The following is an 18,521-nucleotide window of genomic DNA, read 5'->3' as shown; positions in this document are numbered from 1 at the left end:
TACCGCCATGACCGACCCGACCGGGACCGTCCGGTCCGAGCCCTGTGCACCTGGACCGATCAGCCGTCTGCGCTCGTGGCTCACGCCACTGCCCAGCTGGTGGCCGGCCGCGCTCTGCCTCCTGCTGGGGGTGGTTTGCGGAGGCGCCTACGGAATGCTCAGAACCCCGCAGTACACCGCCACCGGCTATGTGGTCGTGGTGCCGGGCGCACGCGCTGACTCAGCGACAGCACTCGGCTTCACACAGGCCTATGGCCGAGTCGCCACCAGCGGCGCCGTCCTCCGGGACGCCCGGGTGGCGGCTGGAGTGCCAGCGGCCGCCCTGCGGAAAAGTGTGCGCTCGGCCACCTCACCGGACGCACCGGTCATTGAGATCACCGGCACCGACACCCGGGCCGAGCGGGCAGCCGACTTCGCCAACGCGGTGGCGCGGGCGTTGACCCGCAACGGCAACGAGTCCGCGAAGAGCACCCGGGTACGGCTGGTGCTCTTCGCTGAAGCGCTCACACCCACCGCCCCCTCCTCCCCCTCGGCCGCCCTCTCCGCCGCCGTCGGCGGCTGCGCCGGGGGACTGGTGGGCGGTCTGTTCCAGCTCGTGCGCCCGCTCGGCGGCCGCCGCTCGGCGATTTCCGCTCTGCCGGCCCCGGTCCAGAACACCTCGGCGCAGAACACCTCAGCGCAGAGTGCTCCGGCACCAGATACTCCAGCGCGGACCACCGGGGTGCGGGAACCGGCCGGGAAGGAAATGGAAGGGGCGCGATGACGGCCGATCAGCGTGCGTCAGGACTGTCCGTGACGCTGTGCCGCGACCCGCGACAGTTCGCGGCGCTGGGCCCGCGATGGAATGAACTGCACCGGCGCTGCGGGGCCGCCACCCCATTCCAGAGCCACCCCTGGCTGCACTCCTGGTGGCTGTCGTACGGCATCCCGGGACGGCTGCGCCTGGTGCTGGTACGACGGGCGGGGCGGCTGATCGGTGTCGCCCCGCTGATGCTGTCGTTCCGGCCGCTGCCGTTGCTGGTGCCCCTCGGCGGGGACATCTCCGACTTCTCCGATGTTCTGCTGGACGACTCCTGCGCCTCCACCGCGGCGGCCGGTCTCGCCCGGGGCCTGTGGCACGCCGCGCGGTGCGCCCTGATCGATCTGCGTGAGGTACGCCCCGGAGCCGCCGCCGAGCGGCTTTACGACTGCTGGCCCGGGCTACGTCTGCGGCTGCGGGACTCGGAGTGCCTGGAGCTGCCCGGTGCTCCCCTGCCCGAGCTGCTGAAACGGTTGCCCAGTCCGAGCGCCCGAAGGTTCCGCGCCAAGCTGCGCAAACTGGAGGCCCTGGACATCGAGGAGCGCGTTGTGCCGGGACACGAGGTCCCGAAGGCCGTGAACACCATGCTCAGGCTGCATGGCCTGCAGTGGCAGGGCCGGGGCGTGACCCCCGAACACCTCAGGCCGCGCTTCGCGGAACATCTGGTACGGGCCACCACCCAGATGGTCAGCAGCGGCGATGCTCTCCTCACCGAGTACCGGATGGGCGGCGAAGTGGTGGCCACGGACATGACCTTGATGTCCGCGGACCTGGCCGGCGGCTACCTCTACGGCGCCCATCCCGAACTGCGGGCCAGGAAGGTGGACATCACGACCATGCTGCTGCGCCACGATGCCCGCCATGTGACCGAGACCGGCCGCAGCGTGCTCAGCATGCTGCGCGGCACCGAGCCGTACAAGCGCCACTGGCGACCGGAGACCGTCATCAACCAGCGGTTTCTGCTCGCCCGGCACGCACTGGCCCCCGCGCTCGGGCTGCACGCGGCCCAGGTGGCCGGCCGGTCCCTGGCGGCCGAAGCCGTCCGGACGAAGATGCCGGCCGTAGGCAGATGGCGTTCCCGGCTGAACAGCTGGCGTGCGGATGGTACGAAGAGGTGAAGCCGTTGCCGCTCCCGTCCGGCTCAGCCGGAAGGGCCCCGCGACCGTCAGCCGTTGTTCCAGCCGAGGCGGATGCACAGCTTGCGGTCACCGAGCCACCGTTCGACCCACTCGCCCAGCTCCAGCGGCTTACAGCTGGGGTCGCGCGCCGCGTCGGGCACCGGGGTCGGCTCGGGGTCCCGCTGAGGCGTGGGGGCTGTCTTCGGGGACAGCGCGGACCGGAACACCGCCGAGGACCTGGGATTGACCCGGCACTGCCACACGCCGTGCGGACAGTAGTCGGTGATGGTCTGGTAGAGCGGCTGGTGCTCGTCCATCCACTCCAGCATCCGGCGCATGTACTCAGGGTTGTCGCCGTTCCGGAACAGCCCCCACTCCGGGTACGAGATGGGCTTGCCGTGAGCGGCGGCGAAATCCACCTGGTGCTGGAGCCCGTAGGGCTGCTTCACCTGGTCGTCGAAGGTCTTTCCGGGCGGTTGGTCGTAGGAGTCCATACCGATGATGTCCACAACATCATCGCCCGGGTAACACTTGGTCCACGCGATGGCGTCCTCACCGCGGTTGGGCGCGAAATCAAATCGGAATTTCTGGCCCGGCACCGAGCGCATAGTGGTGATGATGCGCTTCCAATATGCCTTCCACGCCTCCGGGTCCGGGCCGCAGCGGTGTGTGTAGGTGTCGCCGTTCATCTCCCACCCGAGCACGATCACCGTGTCGGGAACGCCCATACGGACCAGCCGGTCGGCCAGCTTCTGGAAGTGGTGGTCGAAGCGGCCCCGAGCGCCCGCCCTGAGCAGCCGCCGGACCTCGGCATCGGGTACGCCTTCCTCATTGCGCTCCAGCATCGGGACATTGAGCACGAAGAGCCGGTCGTCATCGTCTTTACGCCACTGGGCCCAGGCCTGCAGAAAGGACGGCCGGCCCTCGATATTGGACCAGAGGTCACCGGGCAGATAGGTGTGCCCCACCCGCAGCTCCGCGCCGCCCAGCCAGCTCTGCAGTTCGGCCATCCGGCGTACGCCTTCCGGGCCCGAGTGGAGGAATGCCCCCATGGCCGCGGTGCCCCCGGTGGCGGGTGCCGATGGGGAGGCCGAGGCGGATGCCGGAGCGGACGGTGCGGGGGTCGGGGACCCGTTACGGCCATCGGTGATGTCGTGACCGCTGTCCTGGATGGTGGTGAGGGTGGTGCTGAAGAACAGGCCTACCGTGATCGCTCCGACACAGGCGCCCGCCAGCCATCGGCGTGGGTGGGACATGGTGACTCCTTTCCGGACGCTCCCGTTTCCGCATGCTCCTGGATCGGTGCGGTCACGCCTTTGACAGTAATCAGGAGATCTTCCTGACGGGCTGCCCGAATGCTTATCCATAGCCCATTCGCGAACTCCGTCCCCCGCTCGGCCCACCGAAGTGAAGGACTCACCGCCATGTCATCGTTCGACACCGATGTGCCCGTCCTGCTGCTCCGGCTCGATCGGAATCCCTTTCACCACGGCACCCTGGGCGCGGTCAGATCACTGGGACGCGCGGGAATCGAGGTGCACGTCTTTGCAGAACCCGCGTGCGGTCCCGTCAGCCGTTCCCGGTATCTGCACCGGACATACACGCATCCCCAGGACGGTGCGCCGGGTGTGCCACTGCTTCAGACGCTGCGTCAGATCTCCGAGCGTATTGGCCGGCCGGCGGTCCTGATTCCCATGGACGATCTGAGCGCGATCGCCGTGGCGCACCTTGCCAACCGGCTCATGGACCGGTTCCTGCTGCCCGCGCAGCCCGCCGGGCTGCCCGAGCAGGTGGCCGACAAGGCGGAGCTGGCCGGGCTCTGCCGCCGTCTGGGCATCCCGCATCCGCCGACCGTGATTCCGCACAGCGCGGCCGAGGCCGTCGCGTCCGCCGAGGACCTCGGGTTGCCGATGGTGGCGAAGTGGAGCCGCCCCTGGCTGCTGCCGCCAGCGGCAGGATTGCGCAGCACCACACTGGTGCGTACCCCGGATGAGGCCCAGCGGCTGTACGAGCGGAACCAACAGGCGGGCAGCCGACTGCTGTTTCAGCGGCATCTGCCCGGCGGACGCGGGACCGACTGGTTCTTCCACGGCTGTTTCACGGACGGCGCGGTCTGCCTCATCGGCGGAGCGGGCCGTAAGGAGCGCTCATGGCCGGTGCGTACGGGGCTCACAGCGATGGGCCGATGGCTGCCCAACACCGAGGTGGAGGACTCCGCGTGCCGGTTGGCGGGCCAGCTGGGCTACCGGGGAATCCTGGATCTTGACTTCCGGCTGGACAGCTCCACCGGCGCCTACCATCTGCTCGACTTCAACCCCCGGCCCGGCGCGCAGTTCCGCCTCTTCACCGACCGGTCCGGCCTCGATGTGGTGCGCGCCCTGCATCTGGACCTCACCGGCCGGGCCGTTCCCCGGCTGAGAAGCGCACCGGGCCGGATCTTTCTGGTGGAGAACTACGCGGTGCTGTCCTCGCTGGCCTCCGCCACCATGACGCGGCCACCGGACGACCGGCCGCCAGCGGGCGCCGCTGGCGGCGTCCGCTCCACGGAGACCGCCTGGTTCGCCGCCGACGATCCGGTGCCGTTCCTCGCCATGGCCGCCGCCTGGCTGGCCCGAGGCGTACGAAAGGGGCTGTGCCGAACGGCAGTCACCCGGCCGGCCAGCACAACGACCCTGCGACACCCCCACGATGAGAGAGCGGGAACCATCCATGTATGACCTGGTAGTGGTGGGCGCCGGCCCCTATGGGCTGTCGGTCGCCGCACACGCTGCGGCAGCCGGACTGGAGCTGCGTGTTTTCGGCCGGCCCATGGCGTCATGGCGGGACCATATGCCTGAGGGCATGTTCCTCAAGTCCGAGCCCTGGTCGTCCAATCTGTCCGACCCCTCGGGGGAACACACCCTCGCCGCCTACTGCGCCGAGCGGAATCTCACGGCGGAGCATGGCAGCCCGTTGCCGATCGGAACCTTCACCGACTACGGCCTGTGGTTCGGGGAGCGTGCCACACCGAGGATCGAGGAGCAGACCGTCACCGCGGTCCGGCCGCACGCCGACGGCTACCTGGTGCAGACGGCGGAGGGCGAGAGCGTTCTTGCCCGCAATGTCGCACTCGCGGTCGGGGTGATGCCGTTCGTCAACCGCCCTGAGGCGCTGTGCTCGCTGCCCGCCGGACTCGTCTCACACAGCAGCCACCACCGCGATCTCTCGCTCTTCCGGGGCAAGGACGTCACGGTGATCGGCGCGGGACAGGCGGCCCTGGAAACCGCGGCGCTGCTGTCGGAACAGGGCGCCCGGGCCCGTATCGTCGCCCGCGCCGACCGCATCAACTGGAACACCCCGCCGCAGCCCCTGCACCGCGGCTCACTGCGCGCCCTCCGTGACCCGCACTGCGGACTGGGCACCGGCTGGCCCAGCTGGGTCTGGTCGGAGATCCCCTGGGCGGTCCGCCGCCTCCCGGCCTTCACACGGGTGCGTATCGCCGCCACCGCACTGGGGCCGGCCGGCGCCTGGTGGCTGCGTGAACGCTTCGAGGCAGGGGTCCCCGTGCTGCTGGGACATCAGCTGCGGGCGGCCGGACCCGCCGGATCGGGCGTACGGCTCGAGCTCACCGGCGCGAACGGAGAGACGACGACACTGGAGACCGACCATGTGATCGCCGCCACGGGCTTCACCCCCGATCTGCGGCGGCTCCAGCTGCTCGAGCCGATGCGGCGCGACACGCTGCGGACCGTCGGACGGAGCCGGGCCCCAGAACTGACCGCTCGCTTTGAGTCATCCCTGCCCGGGCTGTTCTTCGCCGGACTGCTGACCGCGCCGTCCTTCGGGCCGTCGATGCGCTTCGTCTACGGCGCCTCCTTTACGGCGCGGCGGCTGGTCGACGGCGTACGGCGGCGGCTGGGCAGCCACCGCGGGACCCACGTCCCGCACCCGGCCGGGCCGCTGCCTCGTGAGGCTCTGTCCGCGTCTATCCGCCCGATCCGAAGGCGTTGACCGTCGCGTCAATCGCGTCGGCCAGCCGCAGATCCGGCTCGGTGACCGCCCCCACCGAGCGGGTGTACAGCACAAAGGTGATCGTCCCCCCGGCGACGCGGTAGTCGAAGCGATGGCCCAGGTCGCGGGTGTTCAGCTTGACCCGGCGCAGCAGCGGCTGGACGCGGTCGGCCGGCAGGGTCACGGTGCGCTCCAGGCGGCGGGTGTCGCCGCTCCAGTCCGGCCGGATGCGCAGGGCTTCGTTCACCTCCTCCACGGTCAGCGGCGCCGGGGCGGGCGTGGCAGGGTGCTGACGCGCGGGATCGGGCTCGGCTTCGGCGAACAGCTCGGCGATGTCGGGCGGGAGGTGCCCGCCGATGTCATCCACGAGCTCGGGGTCGGAGGCGCGCAGGGTGGACAGCACGGTCCTGGCCAGATAGCGGGCGCGCTCGGGTGGGGTGCCCAGATGTTCGCCGATGTCGTGGAAGAACTCCACGGCTCCACCGGTCCGCGTGGGGACGGTGGCGTATGCGGCGTCGCGGTCGGCGGCGGGCAGGGCTCGCTGCAGGCGCCGTCGGTCCGGCATGCCGAGGCGGAGGCTGAGGTCGGCCAGGACCGTTCTGGCCACATGGGTGGCTTCCTCCGACCGGTTCAGCTGGGCCTCGGTCGCGACGGTCTCGACCAGCCGTTCATGAGTGATCATGGCTTCCCCTTCCTGCTCCGTTCAGGTCACGGCGCCGCGTGGCGTTCGGTGTAGCGCAGCAGGACGCCCAGCCGGCCGTCCATCGTCAGCCGCTCGTCCGGTACCACGACCAGCTGGGCACCGGTGCCGACGAGTGCGCGGAGCAGCGCGGCGCTGGCCGTCTGCTCCGCGACGGCGCCGACCCCGAAATGCCGGAGGTCCGCGGCGGCCAGAGCAATCTGCGCCGGCTCCGCACCCACCCACACCGGTTCCGACAAGTCCGCGGCGGGATTGATGAGGAGGGCCCGTACCTGAGCACGCTGCAAGGCCTCGATGGCCGCTGCCTTCCCCTCCACCTCACTCCCGCCCCGGGCCGCACGCTGGGCCAGGAATGTCTCCGTCAAAGCCGCGTCCTGGTCATTCATACGCCCCTGGAACAGGCCGTTCAGTTCCTCCTCCAGCAGCGCCCGGTCCGTTTCCCGGGTCCGCCCGCCGTCCTCCTCCAGCGTCTCGACACGTTCACGCAGGGCTACGGGCATGCGGTTGATCAGGACGCCACGCGCCCACACCTCTCCGCAGACGACGACCGCCTCGACGGCGTCCTGACGCGTGGGATCAACGAGGTCATCGACAACCCGTGCCGCGCCCTCCTGCCACGCGTCCGACGCGAAACGAAAGTGCCGGTGGACACGGGCGCCCGGCCGCACCTTGCTGAGCGGCCACTGCCCGATCTGGAGATCCACGTCCAGCTCATCATGGTCGGCGCCGCTGTCCCGCCGGTCGATGCGGTGGATGACGACGGCCGCGTACGTGATGTCGGGGGCGTGCTGAAGGGCCAGCGGCATCGCCTCCGGCAGCGGGGCGAAACGTGCCAGGTCCTGTGCCGGTGGTTCGGGCAGTTCCTCCGACAGCAGAACCTGCCCGTGTGCCGCGAACAGCGCCTGCCCGTGCCGTCCGGGCACATCCCGGTCGGTGCCCACCGCATCCGCCAGGGCCTGCACGGTCCCGTCATCGGCACCTTGCTCCACCAGATCGTCGCGCAGATGCCGCCAGCGCAGCTCGATGGCCCTCTCCGGATCGTCGATGTCACGCGAGGTGTCCAGACAGACCGAGGCATACGGGCCCGGGCGCGCGTACAGCGGTTCAAGGAAGGACAGTCTCATCGTCGGGCCCTATGTCTTCGTATCGGGCTCGTGGCGCCGGGTTTCGAATTCCGTGTGGCCATTCGGGCACTTCGGAATCTTGTCGCCCTGCTGCACATGGACTTTGCCATCGCACTTGGCGCAGTAGAAGTCGCCTGTCTTCTGGGCCTTCTCGCCCGCCTTGGCCGTCATAGCGGCCACCTCCTGCCGGTGTCCCGCTTCGCGAACCCGGCAATCGGGTCCCCGGAGCGCATCACGTGAAACGCCGACATCGCTCCCGCGGAGGGGCGGGTCCGTCAGTCGGCCGTGATGCTCTCCGGGTCACCGTCCGGGTCCTGCTCCGGGCCGAGACGCCGCCGGAGCTCGGCGCGGTGCAGATCAGCGACCGGAGCCAGCAGATCCGGATGCCGCAGCAGCGGCGCGGCCGCCCGGTCGAGCGCATCGGGTGCGGTCAGGCGGCGGAAGGCGACGGGCGAACCGCTCGCATGCTCACTGGCGGTGATCTCGGCCACCGCGGCGTCCGCCAGGGCGGGCGATGTCAGCAGGCAGGCAGCCCAGCTGACGAGGACCTCATCCACCCAGGTGCGCCATGCGTACTCCCCGTCTTCGGACCCGGAGGGGTCGGCACCGCAGAGCTGGTCGAGCCGTCCGGAACCGCCCGGCCCCACCACCATGACCAGCTCGGCGTCCACGGCCGTCGGGTAGCGCAGCCACGCCGCGACCGTGACTGCCTGCCGCGCCTGTGCCTCGGCAAGGGTGCCGCTCAGCGCGCCTTCCGCCGCGGGGTAGGCCCGGGTCAGCCACCGGGTAGTGGCGGCTATGACGGACGAGAGATTGACAGTCACTGTGGTCCAGAGGTCGAAGTGGGCAGATTCCCGTTCACCGGCGGCCCGTGCTCAGGCCACCTGGGCCAGCTCCCGCACCGGTTCGGAGGCGGGCCGGCGCGGGGCGGGAACCACGGCCACGGGCTCGGTACGGCGGCGGCTGCGCAGCAGCGCGCCCGCACCGGTGGCACCAATGATGACCAGGCCACCGATGACCAGGGCACCACGGGCACCCGCCAGCTCCATGAGCACACCGAGCAGCGGAGGACCGATAAGCCCCCAGCCGGTGCTCGCGCTCCGCCAGACCCCGAGGACCCGGCCACGCATATGGGCGGGCGGGTCCGTCTGCAGCACGGTGGCGCCCGCGGTATCGGAGACCGACTCCGCGATGGCCATCAGGCCCACCAGCAGGATCAGCACGGACAGCGTGGGCGAGAGTCCGGCGGCGATCTGGAGCAGCGCCCCGGTGGCGGCCAGGGTGGCCACCAGCCGGACAGACGGCTTGCGCAGCCGTCCGGCGAGCACCGCTCCCGTCATGCCGCCGATGGCCAGGACGGTGGAGACGGTTCCGAAGTCCCCCGCACCGCCGGCCAGCGGACCCGTGACCAGAACGGCCAGCGTCAGCCCGTAGTTCCGGCCGAAGATCGCGGCCAGCCCGGTGATCCCCGCCAGGGCGACCAGCTGTGGCCTGCGGAGGAAGAACGCCAGCCCCTCACGGGAGCTGCCACGCTTCTTCCGCTGCGGCTTCTCCCCGGCGGGCTCGGCGGGGCGATCGAGCGCCTTGGCCACCGGCCGGAGGAACGGAATGACGGCGGCGACCACAAGAAACGACAGCCCATTGGCGGCGTACGCGGCGGCGGTGCCGAACCAGGCCACCGCCACACCGGCCAGCGCGGTGCCGGCCAGACGGCCGACGCTGTGCACCATGGAGCCGAGCGCGATGGCGGACGGTACGTCCTTGGCCTCCACCAGGTCGTTGCCCAGCAGCGCGCACGCCGGACCGTCCACCGTGGCGATCAGTCCGGTGACCGCGGCCAGCGTCAGGAGCAGTGGCACGTTCAGGATGTCGAAGGCCACCAGAGAGGCCGTGGTGAAGGCGACGAGCCCCAGCACGGCCTGACTCACCGTAGCGGTGAGCTTACGGGGCCAGGAGTCCACGACGGCACCGCCCGCGAGGCCGAGCAGCAGGCCGGGCGCGGCCTGCACGGCCACCGATACACCGGTCAGCGCGGCGGAACCGGTGATCTGGAGCACCAGCAGGTTCTGGACCACCATCTGCATCCAGGTGCCGGCATTGGAGACGAGATTCGCGGCGGACCACAGTCGCATGCTGGGATACCGCAGGCACCGCCACGGCTTACGGTCCTCGCCCTGCCCGGCCTTCCGGCGGCGCAGGGCGAGGCGGAGTCTGGAGGGCGGCGCGGACTCGGCAGGATCGGGGGCGGTATCAGGGACAGGGGCAGCAGAAGAGGGCATCGCAGAAGATGAAGGCATAGTGAAAGGCTTGGTCGGGGGGCCCGCCCGGGGGCTCGGGGCAAGTCGAGCGGCAGACAGCGGCTCGGCGTGCTGGCTCCGCAACGGTGCGGGCCCGGCGATCCCCCATGCTCACAGATGCTCCCCGGCACTGGAACTGACTGCCTTGCCACGGCCCGCCCCCGGCGCCCCAACTCCCCTGCCGCACAAGCCTTCAGGACCGCGGGTGTCCTTCCTCACACCCCTGCGCCCGCACTCTGTCCCCTGCCTACTATTACCTCCCGTCAATGACTGACTCCGCTCCCGCCCATCTGTCGCCACGACGCCATCCGAGCTCACTTTCCGTTTTTCTTTCTTGATATTCCGTGACGGCATATTCCAATATTCGAGCGTCGCTGGGTTCCTGTATCATCGCTTCCTTTACATGGGTAAGAAACGTCCCTCAAGAGGAAGCCCCCGTTATGAGTAAGCATGTTCACGTCCGCATCAGCCGCGGTCTGGCTGTGACCGAGGAAGGCGAGCTGCTGGAGCAGTCTGACTGCCGCTGCGGTGCCACGTGGACCAGGACTTACCGGGCGGATGAGGGAGAGGTCGAGCAATAAAGGTGGCTTCGTGCGGCCGGAATCCGTAAGCGGGTAATTGCTGGTCCCGGGGCGGGGCGATTTACCCTGAAGACTGAGTTGCGCTTCGCGGCGCAACAGGCATGGCCTCCACGGTTCTCCTCCACACGCCGTGGGGGCCACCCTTATGCGCACACGCACACGCACACGCACACGCACACGCACACGGCCGCGGCGGTCGGTCATCTCCGCTGCGGCTACCATCTCCTGCGGAGGAAACCTGTAAGCTGGGACGCAGATTTTCTCCTTGGTTTGTGGATGGGAGACCCGTGGTGGAGCTGCCGATCGATGACGTGAATGCTCCGCTGTATACGGTCGGGCAGGTCGCGGCCATGCTCGATGTGCAGGTGGCCTTCCTCAGGCGCCTCGATGAGCAGGGGGTGGTGGTCCCGCGCCGCTCGGCAGGCGGCCAGCGGCGCTATTCCCGGCGGGAAATCAGCCAGGTGGCTGAGGTGATCAGGCTGACTCGCGAGGGCCTCACTCTGACCGGTGTACGGCGTGTGCTGGCCCTGCAGGCCAGGGTTGAGGACCTGGAGGCGGACCTGGCCGCCGCTCGGGGCGGGGATGAGCGCGGTGACGCCGAGGGGGATTCGGTCGGTCAGTCCACCGGCGACGGAAGCTGAGGCGCGGGGCGACGGCGTCAAAAGCCCGAGGCGGTGGCCCGTGCGGGCCAGCAACCTCGGGCTTCGTCCCTGGGCGGTCAGCTGGGGATCTGCTTCGCCCCACCACCGCTGCTGATCTCGATCTTTCGCGGCTTCGCCTCTTCGGCGACGGGGATCCGCACCGTGAGCACGCCGGCTTCGTAGCTCGCCTCGATCTTGTCCAGCTGCAGCGTCTCTCCAAGGAAGACCTGTCGGCTGAACACACCGCGCGGACGCTCGGCCACGACCAGCTCCACGTCCGCGCCCACCGGGGCGGGGCGCTCGGCCCGCACCGTGAGGACGTTCTGCTCGACGTTCAGGTCGATCGAGTCCGGTTCCACACCGGGCAGGTCGAAGTGGACCGTGAACATGCCGTCATGCTCGTAGGCGTCCAGCGGCATGGCGGCCGGACGGGCGACCGTCCCCAGGACACGCTCGGTAAGCCGGTCGAGTTCGCGGAAGGGATCGGTACGCATCAGCACCATCGGTCACACCCCTCTCAACGTATGACAGTCTCAACGTATGACAGCTTCCAACTCGTACCTTATGGCGGGTAGTGTCCCTTATGGGTCATATACCTCTTTGTGGGCGCCTTGACAATGTCCTGCGCAGATTTTATCTAAGAAGTGTTAGAGGTTTCATGCGGAGCGGCCCCTGACTCTGAGCGACGGTCCCGGCAGACGGGAGGTGATCGCGGTGGCGGCGTGGCGGGACCACTACGGTGTGCTGGGCATAGAGCCGTCGGCTTCCGCGCGGGAGATCACGTCGGCCTACCGCACGCTGGTGCGTTCGCTCCACCCGGACTCCCGGCCCAGCCAGCCGGAAGCCCCGGAGCGCTTCGCCGAAGTGGTGGACGCATACGAAACGCTCCATGACCCGGCGCAGCGATCGGCCTACGACGCGGAGCGCGACCGCAGGAATCGCAAGCCCAGCGCTCCGCGTGGCCGTCCCGTCCGGGTGCGGGTCATGGATACCCCACAAGCCCCGGCAGGCGGACCCGTGACCGAGCCGCCGCTGCGGCGGTCCCGTCCGGGTGGAGCCGCCACAGCGGTACACAGCGATCAGGCCTCGACGCGGCGGTGCCCTATGGGGCCCGCGATGGATCTCAGGAGGCGGATGGCTGTGAACCCTGCCGCCCCGATCAAAGCCGGAAGCCCAGTGCCCGTGTGGGAGTCGGCGTCCCCAACACCGGCCCGCGCCTGGTGGCACGTGACATGGTCGGAGGAGGAGACCTGAGATGGCACGAGCGGTCGGTATCGACCTTGGGACAACCAACTCGGTGGTCGCCGTGCTGGAGGGCGGTGAGCCCAGCGTCATCGCCAACACGGAGGGTTCGCGGACCACACCATCGGTAGTGGCCTTCGCCAAGAGCGGAGATCTGCTGGTTGGGGAGGTCGCCAAGCGTCAGACAGTCACGAATGTGGAGCGCACGGCGCGCTCGGTCAAGCGCCATATGGGTGAGGCCGACTGGCGTTTCCCGGAGTCGGGCAGCATCGACGGCAAGAGGTACACGGCACAGGAGATCTCCGCTCGCGTGCTGCAGAAGCTCAAGCGCGACGCCGAGTCCTACCTGGGCGAGGACGTCAAGGACGCCGTCATCACCGTGCCCGCGTACTTCAACGACTCCCAGCGCACCGCGACCAAGGAGGCCGGGGAGATCGCGGGTCTGAATGTCCTGCGGATCATCAACGAGCCGACGTCCGCGGCGCTGGCCTACGGCCTGGACAAGGAGAACGACCAGACCATCCTGGTCTTCGACCTCGGTGGTGGCACCTTCGATGTGTCGCTGCTGGACATCGGCGAGGGCGTGGTCGAGGTGAGGTCCACCTCTGGGGACACCCACCTGGGCGGCGACGACTGGGATCAGCGGGTCGTCGACCACCTGGTGAAGCAGTTCAAGAACGGCTACGGCGTGGACCTGTCCAAGGACAAGATGGCGGTCCAGCGGCTACGCGAGGCCGCGGAGAAGGCCAAGGTCGAGCTGTCGGCCACCACCGAGACGAACATCAACCTGCCGTACATCAGCGCCTCGTCCGAGGGCCCGCTGCACCTGGACGAGCGGCTCACGCGCTCGCAGTTCGAGCAGCTCACCGCCGACCTGCTCGAACGCTGCGAGGGACCGTTCCACCAGGCGGTCAAGGACGCCGGGATCAAGGTCTCCGATATCAACCACGTGATCCTCGTCGGTGGCTCGACCAGGATGCCCGCAGTGACCAATCTGGTGAAGGAGCTCACCGGTAAGGAGCCGCACAAGGGCGTCAACCCGGATGAGGTGGTCGCCATCGGCGCCGCGCTCCAGGCCGGTGTGCTCAAGGGTGAGGTCAAGGACGTTCTGCTGCTGGATGTCACCCCGCTGTCCCTCGGTATCGAGACCAAGGGCGGCATCATGACCAAGCTGATCGAGCGCAACACCACGATCCCGACCAAGCGCTCGGAGATCTTCACCACGGCCGAGGACAACCAGCCCTCCGTGAATGTGCAGGTCTACCAGGGGGAGCGGGAGATCGCGGCGTACAACAAGAGGCTCGGCATGCTGGAGCTGACCGGTCTGCCGCCCGCCCCGCGCGGCGTCCCGCAGATCGAGGTCACCTTCGACATCGACGCCAACGGCATCATGCACGTCTCCGCCAAGGACCTCGCCACCAACAAGGAGCAGCGCATGACCATCACCGGTGGATCGGCGCTGCCGAAGGAGGACATCGACCGCATGGTCCGTGAGGCGGAGCGGCACGCGGACGAGGACCGTCAGAAGCGCGAGGCCGCCGAGACCCGCAACCACGCCGAGCAGCTCGTCTACCAGACCGAGAAGCTCCTGCGGGAGAACGCCGACAACATCCCGGCGGACGCCAAGCAGGAGACCGAATCCGCTGTCTCGGACCTCAGGGAAAGCCTCAAGGGCGACGACACAGCTGCCGTCCGCACCGCGACCGAGAAGGTCGCCGAGGCAAGCCAGAAAATCGGCTCGGCCCTGTACGCCCGGGCGCAGGAGCAACAGCAGGAAACCACCGGCACGGAGGCACGCGAGGGCTCCGGTGACGAGGAGGTTGTGGACGCGGAAATCATCGACGAGGAGGACGCGGCGAAGGGAGGCCCCGCATAACCGTCCCGCCGCATGACCGACAACGCGAGGGTCACCACCAGCTGGTGCCGGCCCTCGCGTTCTGATGCTGCCCTCAGCAGGCGTCGCCTGCCGTGGCTCAATACCCCCACCCGCCGCCGGGGCGTACGAGCCCGGAAAACAGCTTGTGCGGGCCGAGGCTTGCCTCGACCCGCACAAGAGGGAGTTACGGTCTGTGTCCGAGGGGGGACTTGAACCCCCACGCCCGTTAAAGGGCACTAGCACCTCAAGCTAGCGCGTCTGCCATTCCGCCACCCGGACCGGTGGTGCCGCGCGGCCCTGGCCGCTCACGACGCCGTCAACCATAGCACTGGAATCGGCCCCGGCGATCACCCCTGGCCCTTGGGGCGGGGAGGCGAAGGCGGGAGGATGGGGGCGGACCCCGCTACAGGAGGAGGCAGTGTGAGCGAGTCGAGCTCGACCACGGCAGGCAGCGTCGCTACCAGCGAGGATGAGGTCGTTGACATCTGCCGCGATCTCATCCGGATCGACACCAGCAACTACGGCAACAACGAAGGCCCCGGCGAGCGGGCCGCCGCCGAGTATGTGGCCGAGCAGCTCGCCGAGGTCGGGCTGGAGCCGCAGATCTTCGAATCGCTTCCGGGGCGGGCCTCGACCGTTGCCAGAATCGAGGGCGAGGACCCTTCCCGGCCCGCGCTGCTCATCCATGGGCACACGGATGTGGTTCCGGCCAACGCGGATGACTGGGCCCATCACCCGTTCTCCGGGGAGATCGCCGACGGCTGCGTCTGGGGGCGTGGTGCCGTCGATATGAAGGACATGGACGCGATGACCCTCGCGGTCGTACGCGATCGGCTGCGCACCGGACGCAGGCCCCCGCGTGACATCGTGCTCGCGTTCCTCGCGGACGAGGAGGCGGGGGGTGTGTACGGCGCCCGGCACCTGGTCGACCGGCACCCCGGGCTCTTCGAGGGGGTCACCGAGGCGATCGGCGAGGTCGGCGGGTTCTCGTTCACCGTCAACGAGAATCTGCGGCTCTATCTGATCGAGACCGCCCAGAAGGGCATGCACTGGATGCGGCTCACCGTCGAGGGCACCGCCGGGCACGGTTCGATGACCAACACCGACAACGCGATCACCGAGCTGTGCGAGGCGGTGGCCCGGCTCGGCCGGCACAAGTTCCCGGTCCGGCCCACCAAGACCGTACGGGCTTTCCTCGATGAGCTCTCCGACGCCCTCGGCACCGAGCTGGATCCCGAGGACATGGCGGAGACGCTCGCCAAGCTGGGCGGCATCGCCAAGATCATCGGCGCTACGCTGCAGAACACCGCGGCACCGACCCAGCTCGGCGCCGGCTACAAGGTCAATGTGATCCCCGGGCAGGCGACCGCACATGTGGACGGCCGCTTTCTGCCGGGATACGAGGAGGAGTTCCTGGCCGATCTGGACCGCATCCTCGGGCCGAAGGTGAAACGTACGGACGACCACGCCGACAAGGCTCTGGAGACCACCTTCGACGGGGCGCTCGTCGAGGCGATGCGGTCCTCGCTCAAAGCCGAGGACCCGGCCGCGCGGGCCGTGCCGTACATGCTCTCCGGCGGTACCGACGCCAAGCACTTTGACGATCTGGGCATCCGATGCTTCGGCTTCGCACCGCTGAAGCTGCCGCCGGAGCTGGACTTCGCCGGAATGTTCCACGGCGTCGATGAGCGGGTGCCGGTGGATGGGCTGAAGTTCGGCGTACGGGTGCTGGACCGGTTCCTGGACCAGTGCTGACGGGCTGACCGGAACGCCGCCCGATGTCGGAATCGTCCGGGTGTACGTGTGTACTCAGGAAGGGTGAATGCGTGCCCCGGGTCGTTGCCCGATTCCTCCCTCCTCGTTACAGGTGATGCGGTCCGCGGCTGGGACCGCATTGCCAACAAGGAGGAAGAATGCTCAAGAAGGTTGTCGCTACCGCGGCTGCCACCGGTGGTCTGGTCCTCGCCGGTTCAGGTGTGGCCGTCGCCGACGCCGGTGCCAAGGGCGCCGCCGTGGGCTCCCCGGGTGTCCTGTCCGGCAATGTTATTCAGGTGCCCATCCACATTCCGATCAACCTCTGCGGTAACACCATCGACATCATCGGGCTGCTGAACCCCACCTTCGGCAACACCTGCGTCAACGACTGACGTCGTTGTCTCAACCCGAGGCGGATGCCATGACCCCGGAGTGCGCGCCATGCGCTCCGGGGTCGTCGGGTTTCTGGTCGAGCAGGTGTGCCCAGGACGTGAGTCCGTAGAGCCGCCTGTGCGCATTTCGCAAGCAACGAATGCAGGAGTCAACCATGCGACAGGTCACCAGGAAGAGCCTGATCTCCGTAGCCGCCGTGGGCGGCGCGCTCGCCATGTCGAGCGGGGTGGCGCAGGCGGACGCGGGCGCCGACGGCACGGCCCAGGGTTCACCCGGTGTCGCCTCCGGCAACACCGTGCAGGCTCCCGTGCACGTACCGGTGAATGCCTGCGGCAACACCGTGAACGGGGTCGGCGTGCTCAACCCGGCGATGGGCAACAAGTGCGTCAACGGTGGCGCGCAAGCCCACGGCCACGCAGGGCAGGGCTCCTCGCATGCCAGGGGCGAGGCCCAGGGTTCACCCGGTGTCGCCTCCGGCAACACCGTGCAGGCACCTGTGAATGTCCCGGTCAACGCCTGTGGCAACAGCGTCAACGTCGTTGGCGCCGGCAACACCGCGACGGGCAACAGCTGCGAGAACTCCTCGGGCCACGCCCCGGAGCACTCCAAGCCGAAGCACCCGAAGCACAAGTGGCCGAAGACGGAGCAGCCGGGGCACGGGAAGGACACGTCGGAGAGGCCGGAGGCCGAGATCCTGGACCCGGAGGCGGACGCCTCGGACAGGGGCAAGAACGGCAAGGACAGCAAGTCCACGACCGGCAAGCCCGGAAAGACCAAGCCCGGGAAGACCAAGGCCGCGCGGGGCGAGGCCGGGCAGGCCAGGACCGAGCAGGCCATGGCTGAACAGGCGCACGTCGGCATTCCGGAGCAGCGCAGCGGATCGGCCCCTGAGCGGCCGGTGCGGCAGCCGGGGCCCGAGCTGGCGCAGACCGGTGGGGCCGCGTTGAGCGCCGCCCTCCCCGCCGGCGCCGGGCTGCTGATCGGTGGCTACGTGCTCTACCGGCGCTCCCGCACCGCGCGAGGCTGAGCCCGGGCGTACGGCACCATGTGGAGCGGGTCCCGCCTCGGTGGAGCCCGCTTCGCCGCCATCCGCGTTACCACGTGGCGCGCAACTGTCGGATGATCCGTCGGCGCAACCGCACCCGGCGACTGCCATCGGGATTGAGCCGCAACCGGTCCAATTCCCAGTGCTCGTACTCGGCCTGGTCGGTCAGCAGACGAGTGGCGGCTCTGCGGGAGACCCCTCGCGGGACGTACACATCACAGAATTCGTATTCCGGCATCGCATCTATTGTGCGTGTGGGGCCCGGATACGGATAGCGTCTGCACTATGTCTGATGCTGCGCAGCCCACCGCTGCCGAGGTACGTGCCGCCGTCGAAGCGCTGAAGACCGCGCTGGACCGTCACCTCGACGCCATCGAACGACGGGCCTCCGACGGAAACGCGGCCGCCGAGGCGGATACGGACGTCTACTCCGCATTCGACGAGCTGGCCGCCGCGGGCGAAGCGTACGACGAGCTGCTGTACGACGCCTATGACGAGGTCACCCCCTTCGAGATTCCGAGCGGCGAAAGCGCGCCCGCCTATCTCGGTCCCGATGACCCAAGCGTGCTCAGCGTGCTGATCCGCCGGGACTACACCGTCTCCGAACCGCTGCGGCTGCTTGCCCAGGCCCAGCGCATCACCGAACTCGACCCGGACTCGGCGGACACCGCCGAGGGCGAGGGCCCGGCGGCGGGCAGCAGTGTGCACGCCGCACTCGGGGTGCTCTTCGGGGAGTTCGAGCCCGATGAGATCGCCACCAGACACAAGGAGTTCGGCCTGACGGAGGGCGACTCCACGCTCTGGGTGGCGGCCGGCGACGAGCCCGCCGAGCCGGGGGAGTGGCTGGCCGCTCCCTTTGACGCGGTCGACCCGCAGCGGGTCATCTGCCGCTTCGACATCAGCTCCGTCTTCGACGAAGAAGAGCTCTACGGCACCCATGACGACGAGGCAGCGCCCTGA

Annotated in this window: 20 protein-coding genes and 1 tRNA gene; 12 read left to right on the top strand and 9 right to left on the bottom strand. The window is 69.1% G+C overall.

The genetic code is table 11. From position 1 onward, the window contains the following. Nucleotides 1-7 precede the first annotated feature (7 nt). A complete protein-coding gene (locus test1122_RS01535) occupies nucleotides 8-763 on the top strand; it encodes a YveK family protein (protein WP_232267339.1) in 756 nt (251 codons plus the stop codon). After that, a complete protein-coding gene (locus tag test1122_RS01530) occupies nucleotides 760-1,917 on the top strand; it encodes a GNAT family N-acetyltransferase (protein WP_232267338.1) in 1,158 nt (385 codons plus the stop codon). The genes test1122_RS01535 and test1122_RS01530 overlap by 4 nt, the downstream gene beginning before the upstream one ends. 47 nt (nucleotides 1,918-1,964) lie before the next feature. Here the strand turns inward: test1122_RS01530 and test1122_RS01525 are convergent, their stop codons facing one another. Next, complete coding sequence (locus test1122_RS01525; RefSeq protein WP_232267337.1) at nucleotides 1,965-3,173, bottom strand: glycoside hydrolase family 26 protein; 1,209 nt, start codon at nucleotides 3,171-3,173, stop codon at nucleotides 1,965-1,967. 168 nt (nucleotides 3,174-3,341) lie between these two features. Here test1122_RS01525 and test1122_RS01520 point away from each other — a divergent pair, with 168 nt between their 5' ends. Together test1122_RS01520 and test1122_RS01515 are read left to right on the top strand one after the other, a co-directional pair. Further along, nucleotides 3,342-4,634: a carboxylate--amine ligase gene (locus test1122_RS01520; RefSeq protein WP_232267336.1), complete on the top strand. Its 1,293-nt coding sequence runs from the start codon at nucleotides 3,342-3,344 to the stop codon at nucleotides 4,632-4,634. Then, complete coding sequence (locus test1122_RS01515) at nucleotides 4,627-5,907, top strand: NAD(P)-binding domain-containing protein (RefSeq protein ID WP_232267335.1); 1,281 nt, start codon at nucleotides 4,627-4,629, stop codon at nucleotides 5,905-5,907. The genes test1122_RS01520 and test1122_RS01515 overlap by 8 nt, the downstream gene beginning before the upstream one ends. Here the strand turns inward: test1122_RS01515 and test1122_RS01510 are convergent. The 5 genes from test1122_RS01510 to test1122_RS01490 form a co-directional block, all read right to left on the bottom strand. Further along, nucleotides 5,882-6,589, bottom strand: coding sequence for a DUF2267 domain-containing protein (locus test1122_RS01510; RefSeq protein ID WP_232267334.1), 708 nt, complete (start codon nucleotides 6,587-6,589; stop codon nucleotides 5,882-5,884). The two genes, test1122_RS01515 and test1122_RS01510, sit on opposite strands and share 26 nt — an antisense overlap. 26 nt (nucleotides 6,590-6,615) lie before the next feature. After that, nucleotides 6,616-7,731, bottom strand: coding sequence for a baeRF2 domain-containing protein (locus test1122_RS01505; protein ID WP_232267333.1), 1,116 nt, complete (start codon nucleotides 7,729-7,731; stop codon nucleotides 6,616-6,618). Nucleotides 7,732-7,740: 9 nt separating this feature from the next. Further along, nucleotides 7,741-7,902: a zinc ribbon-containing protein gene (locus test1122_RS01500; RefSeq protein WP_232267332.1), complete on the bottom strand. Its 162-nt coding sequence runs from the start codon at nucleotides 7,900-7,902 to the stop codon at nucleotides 7,741-7,743. Between the two features lie 104 nt (nucleotides 7,903-8,006). Continuing rightward, a complete protein-coding gene (locus tag test1122_RS01495) occupies nucleotides 8,007-8,555 on the bottom strand; it encodes a hypothetical protein (protein ID WP_232267331.1) in 549 nt (182 codons plus the stop codon). A 51-nt stretch (nucleotides 8,556-8,606) separates the two neighbouring features. Beyond that, on the bottom strand, nucleotides 8,607-9,863 hold the full coding sequence (locus test1122_RS01490) for an MFS transporter (protein WP_232271703.1): 1,257 nt from the start codon (nucleotides 9,861-9,863) through the stop codon (nucleotides 8,607-8,609). Between the two features lie 605 nt (nucleotides 9,864-10,468). Here test1122_RS01490 and test1122_RS01485 point away from each other — a divergent pair. After that, on the top strand, nucleotides 10,469-10,609 hold the full coding sequence (locus test1122_RS01485) for a hypothetical protein (RefSeq protein ID WP_232267330.1): 141 nt from the start codon (nucleotides 10,469-10,471) through the stop codon (nucleotides 10,607-10,609). Nucleotides 10,610-10,899: 290 nt separating this feature from the next. Next, the gene (locus test1122_RS01480; protein WP_232267329.1) at nucleotides 10,900-11,250 is read left to right on the top strand and encodes a MerR family transcriptional regulator; all 351 of its coding nucleotides are present in this window, start codon (nucleotides 10,900-10,902) and stop codon (nucleotides 11,248-11,250) included. Between the two features lie 77 nt (nucleotides 11,251-11,327). On the opposite strand, the gene test1122_RS01475 is transcribed toward test1122_RS01480, so the two are convergent. Beyond that, complete coding sequence (locus test1122_RS01475) at nucleotides 11,328-11,753, bottom strand: Hsp20/alpha crystallin family protein (RefSeq protein WP_277879785.1); 426 nt, start codon at nucleotides 11,751-11,753, stop codon at nucleotides 11,328-11,330. Between the two features lie 211 nt (nucleotides 11,754-11,964). On the opposite strand from test1122_RS01475, the gene test1122_RS01470 reads away from it, so the two are divergent. Both test1122_RS01470 and dnaK read left to right on the top strand, forming a co-directional pair. Beyond that, nucleotides 11,965-12,504 carry a J domain-containing protein gene (locus test1122_RS01470; protein WP_232267328.1) on the top strand — a complete coding sequence of 180 codons (540 nt, stop codon included), beginning with the start codon at nucleotides 11,965-11,967 and terminating at the stop codon, nucleotides 12,502-12,504. Nucleotide 12,505: 1 nt separating this feature from the next. Continuing rightward, complete coding sequence (gene dnaK, locus test1122_RS01465; protein ID WP_232267327.1) at nucleotides 12,506-14,368, top strand: molecular chaperone DnaK; 1,863 nt, start codon at nucleotides 12,506-12,508, stop codon at nucleotides 14,366-14,368. Nucleotides 14,369-14,562: 194 nt separating this feature from the next. On the opposite strand, the gene test1122_RS01460 is transcribed toward dnaK, so the two are convergent. Continuing rightward, nucleotides 14,563-14,647, bottom strand: a tRNA-Leu gene (locus test1122_RS01460). 108 nt (nucleotides 14,648-14,755) lie between these two features. On the opposite strand from test1122_RS01460, the gene test1122_RS01455 reads away from it, so the two are divergent. From test1122_RS01455 to test1122_RS01445, 3 genes are all read left to right on the top strand, one after another. Then, nucleotides 14,756-16,123: a M20/M25/M40 family metallo-hydrolase gene (locus test1122_RS01455; RefSeq protein ID WP_422396897.1), complete on the top strand. Its 1,368-nt coding sequence runs from the start codon at nucleotides 14,756-14,758 to the stop codon at nucleotides 16,121-16,123. A gap of 158 nt (nucleotides 16,124-16,281) precedes the next feature. Further along, the gene (locus test1122_RS01450; protein ID WP_232267325.1) at nucleotides 16,282-16,515 is read left to right on the top strand and encodes a chaplin; all 234 of its coding nucleotides are present in this window, start codon (nucleotides 16,282-16,284) and stop codon (nucleotides 16,513-16,515) included. Nucleotides 16,516-16,670: 155 nt separating this feature from the next. Continuing rightward, nucleotides 16,671-17,543: a chaplin gene (locus test1122_RS01445; protein WP_232267324.1), complete on the top strand. Its 873-nt coding sequence runs from the start codon at nucleotides 16,671-16,673 to the stop codon at nucleotides 17,541-17,543. 67 nt (nucleotides 17,544-17,610) lie between these two features. Here the strand turns inward: test1122_RS01445 and test1122_RS01440 are convergent, their stop codons facing one another. Next, the gene (locus tag test1122_RS01440) at nucleotides 17,611-17,799 is read right to left on the bottom strand and encodes a DUF5703 family protein (protein WP_232267323.1); all 189 of its coding nucleotides are present in this window, start codon (nucleotides 17,797-17,799) and stop codon (nucleotides 17,611-17,613) included. 47 nt (nucleotides 17,800-17,846) lie between these two features. Between test1122_RS01440 and test1122_RS01435 the strand changes: the two genes are divergently transcribed. Then, entirely contained in the window at nucleotides 17,847-18,521 is a 675-nt protein-coding gene (locus test1122_RS01435; protein WP_232267322.1) for a hypothetical protein, read from the top strand.

Origin of the sequence: Streptomyces gobiensis (assembly GCF_021216675.1) — a bacterium.
GTDB classification, from domain to species: Bacteria; Actinomycetota; Actinomycetes; order Streptomycetales; family Streptomycetaceae; genus Streptomyces; species Streptomyces gobiensis.
Note: the sequence above shows the minus strand (reverse complement) of the source record. Positions and strands in the feature narration are given on the sequence as shown.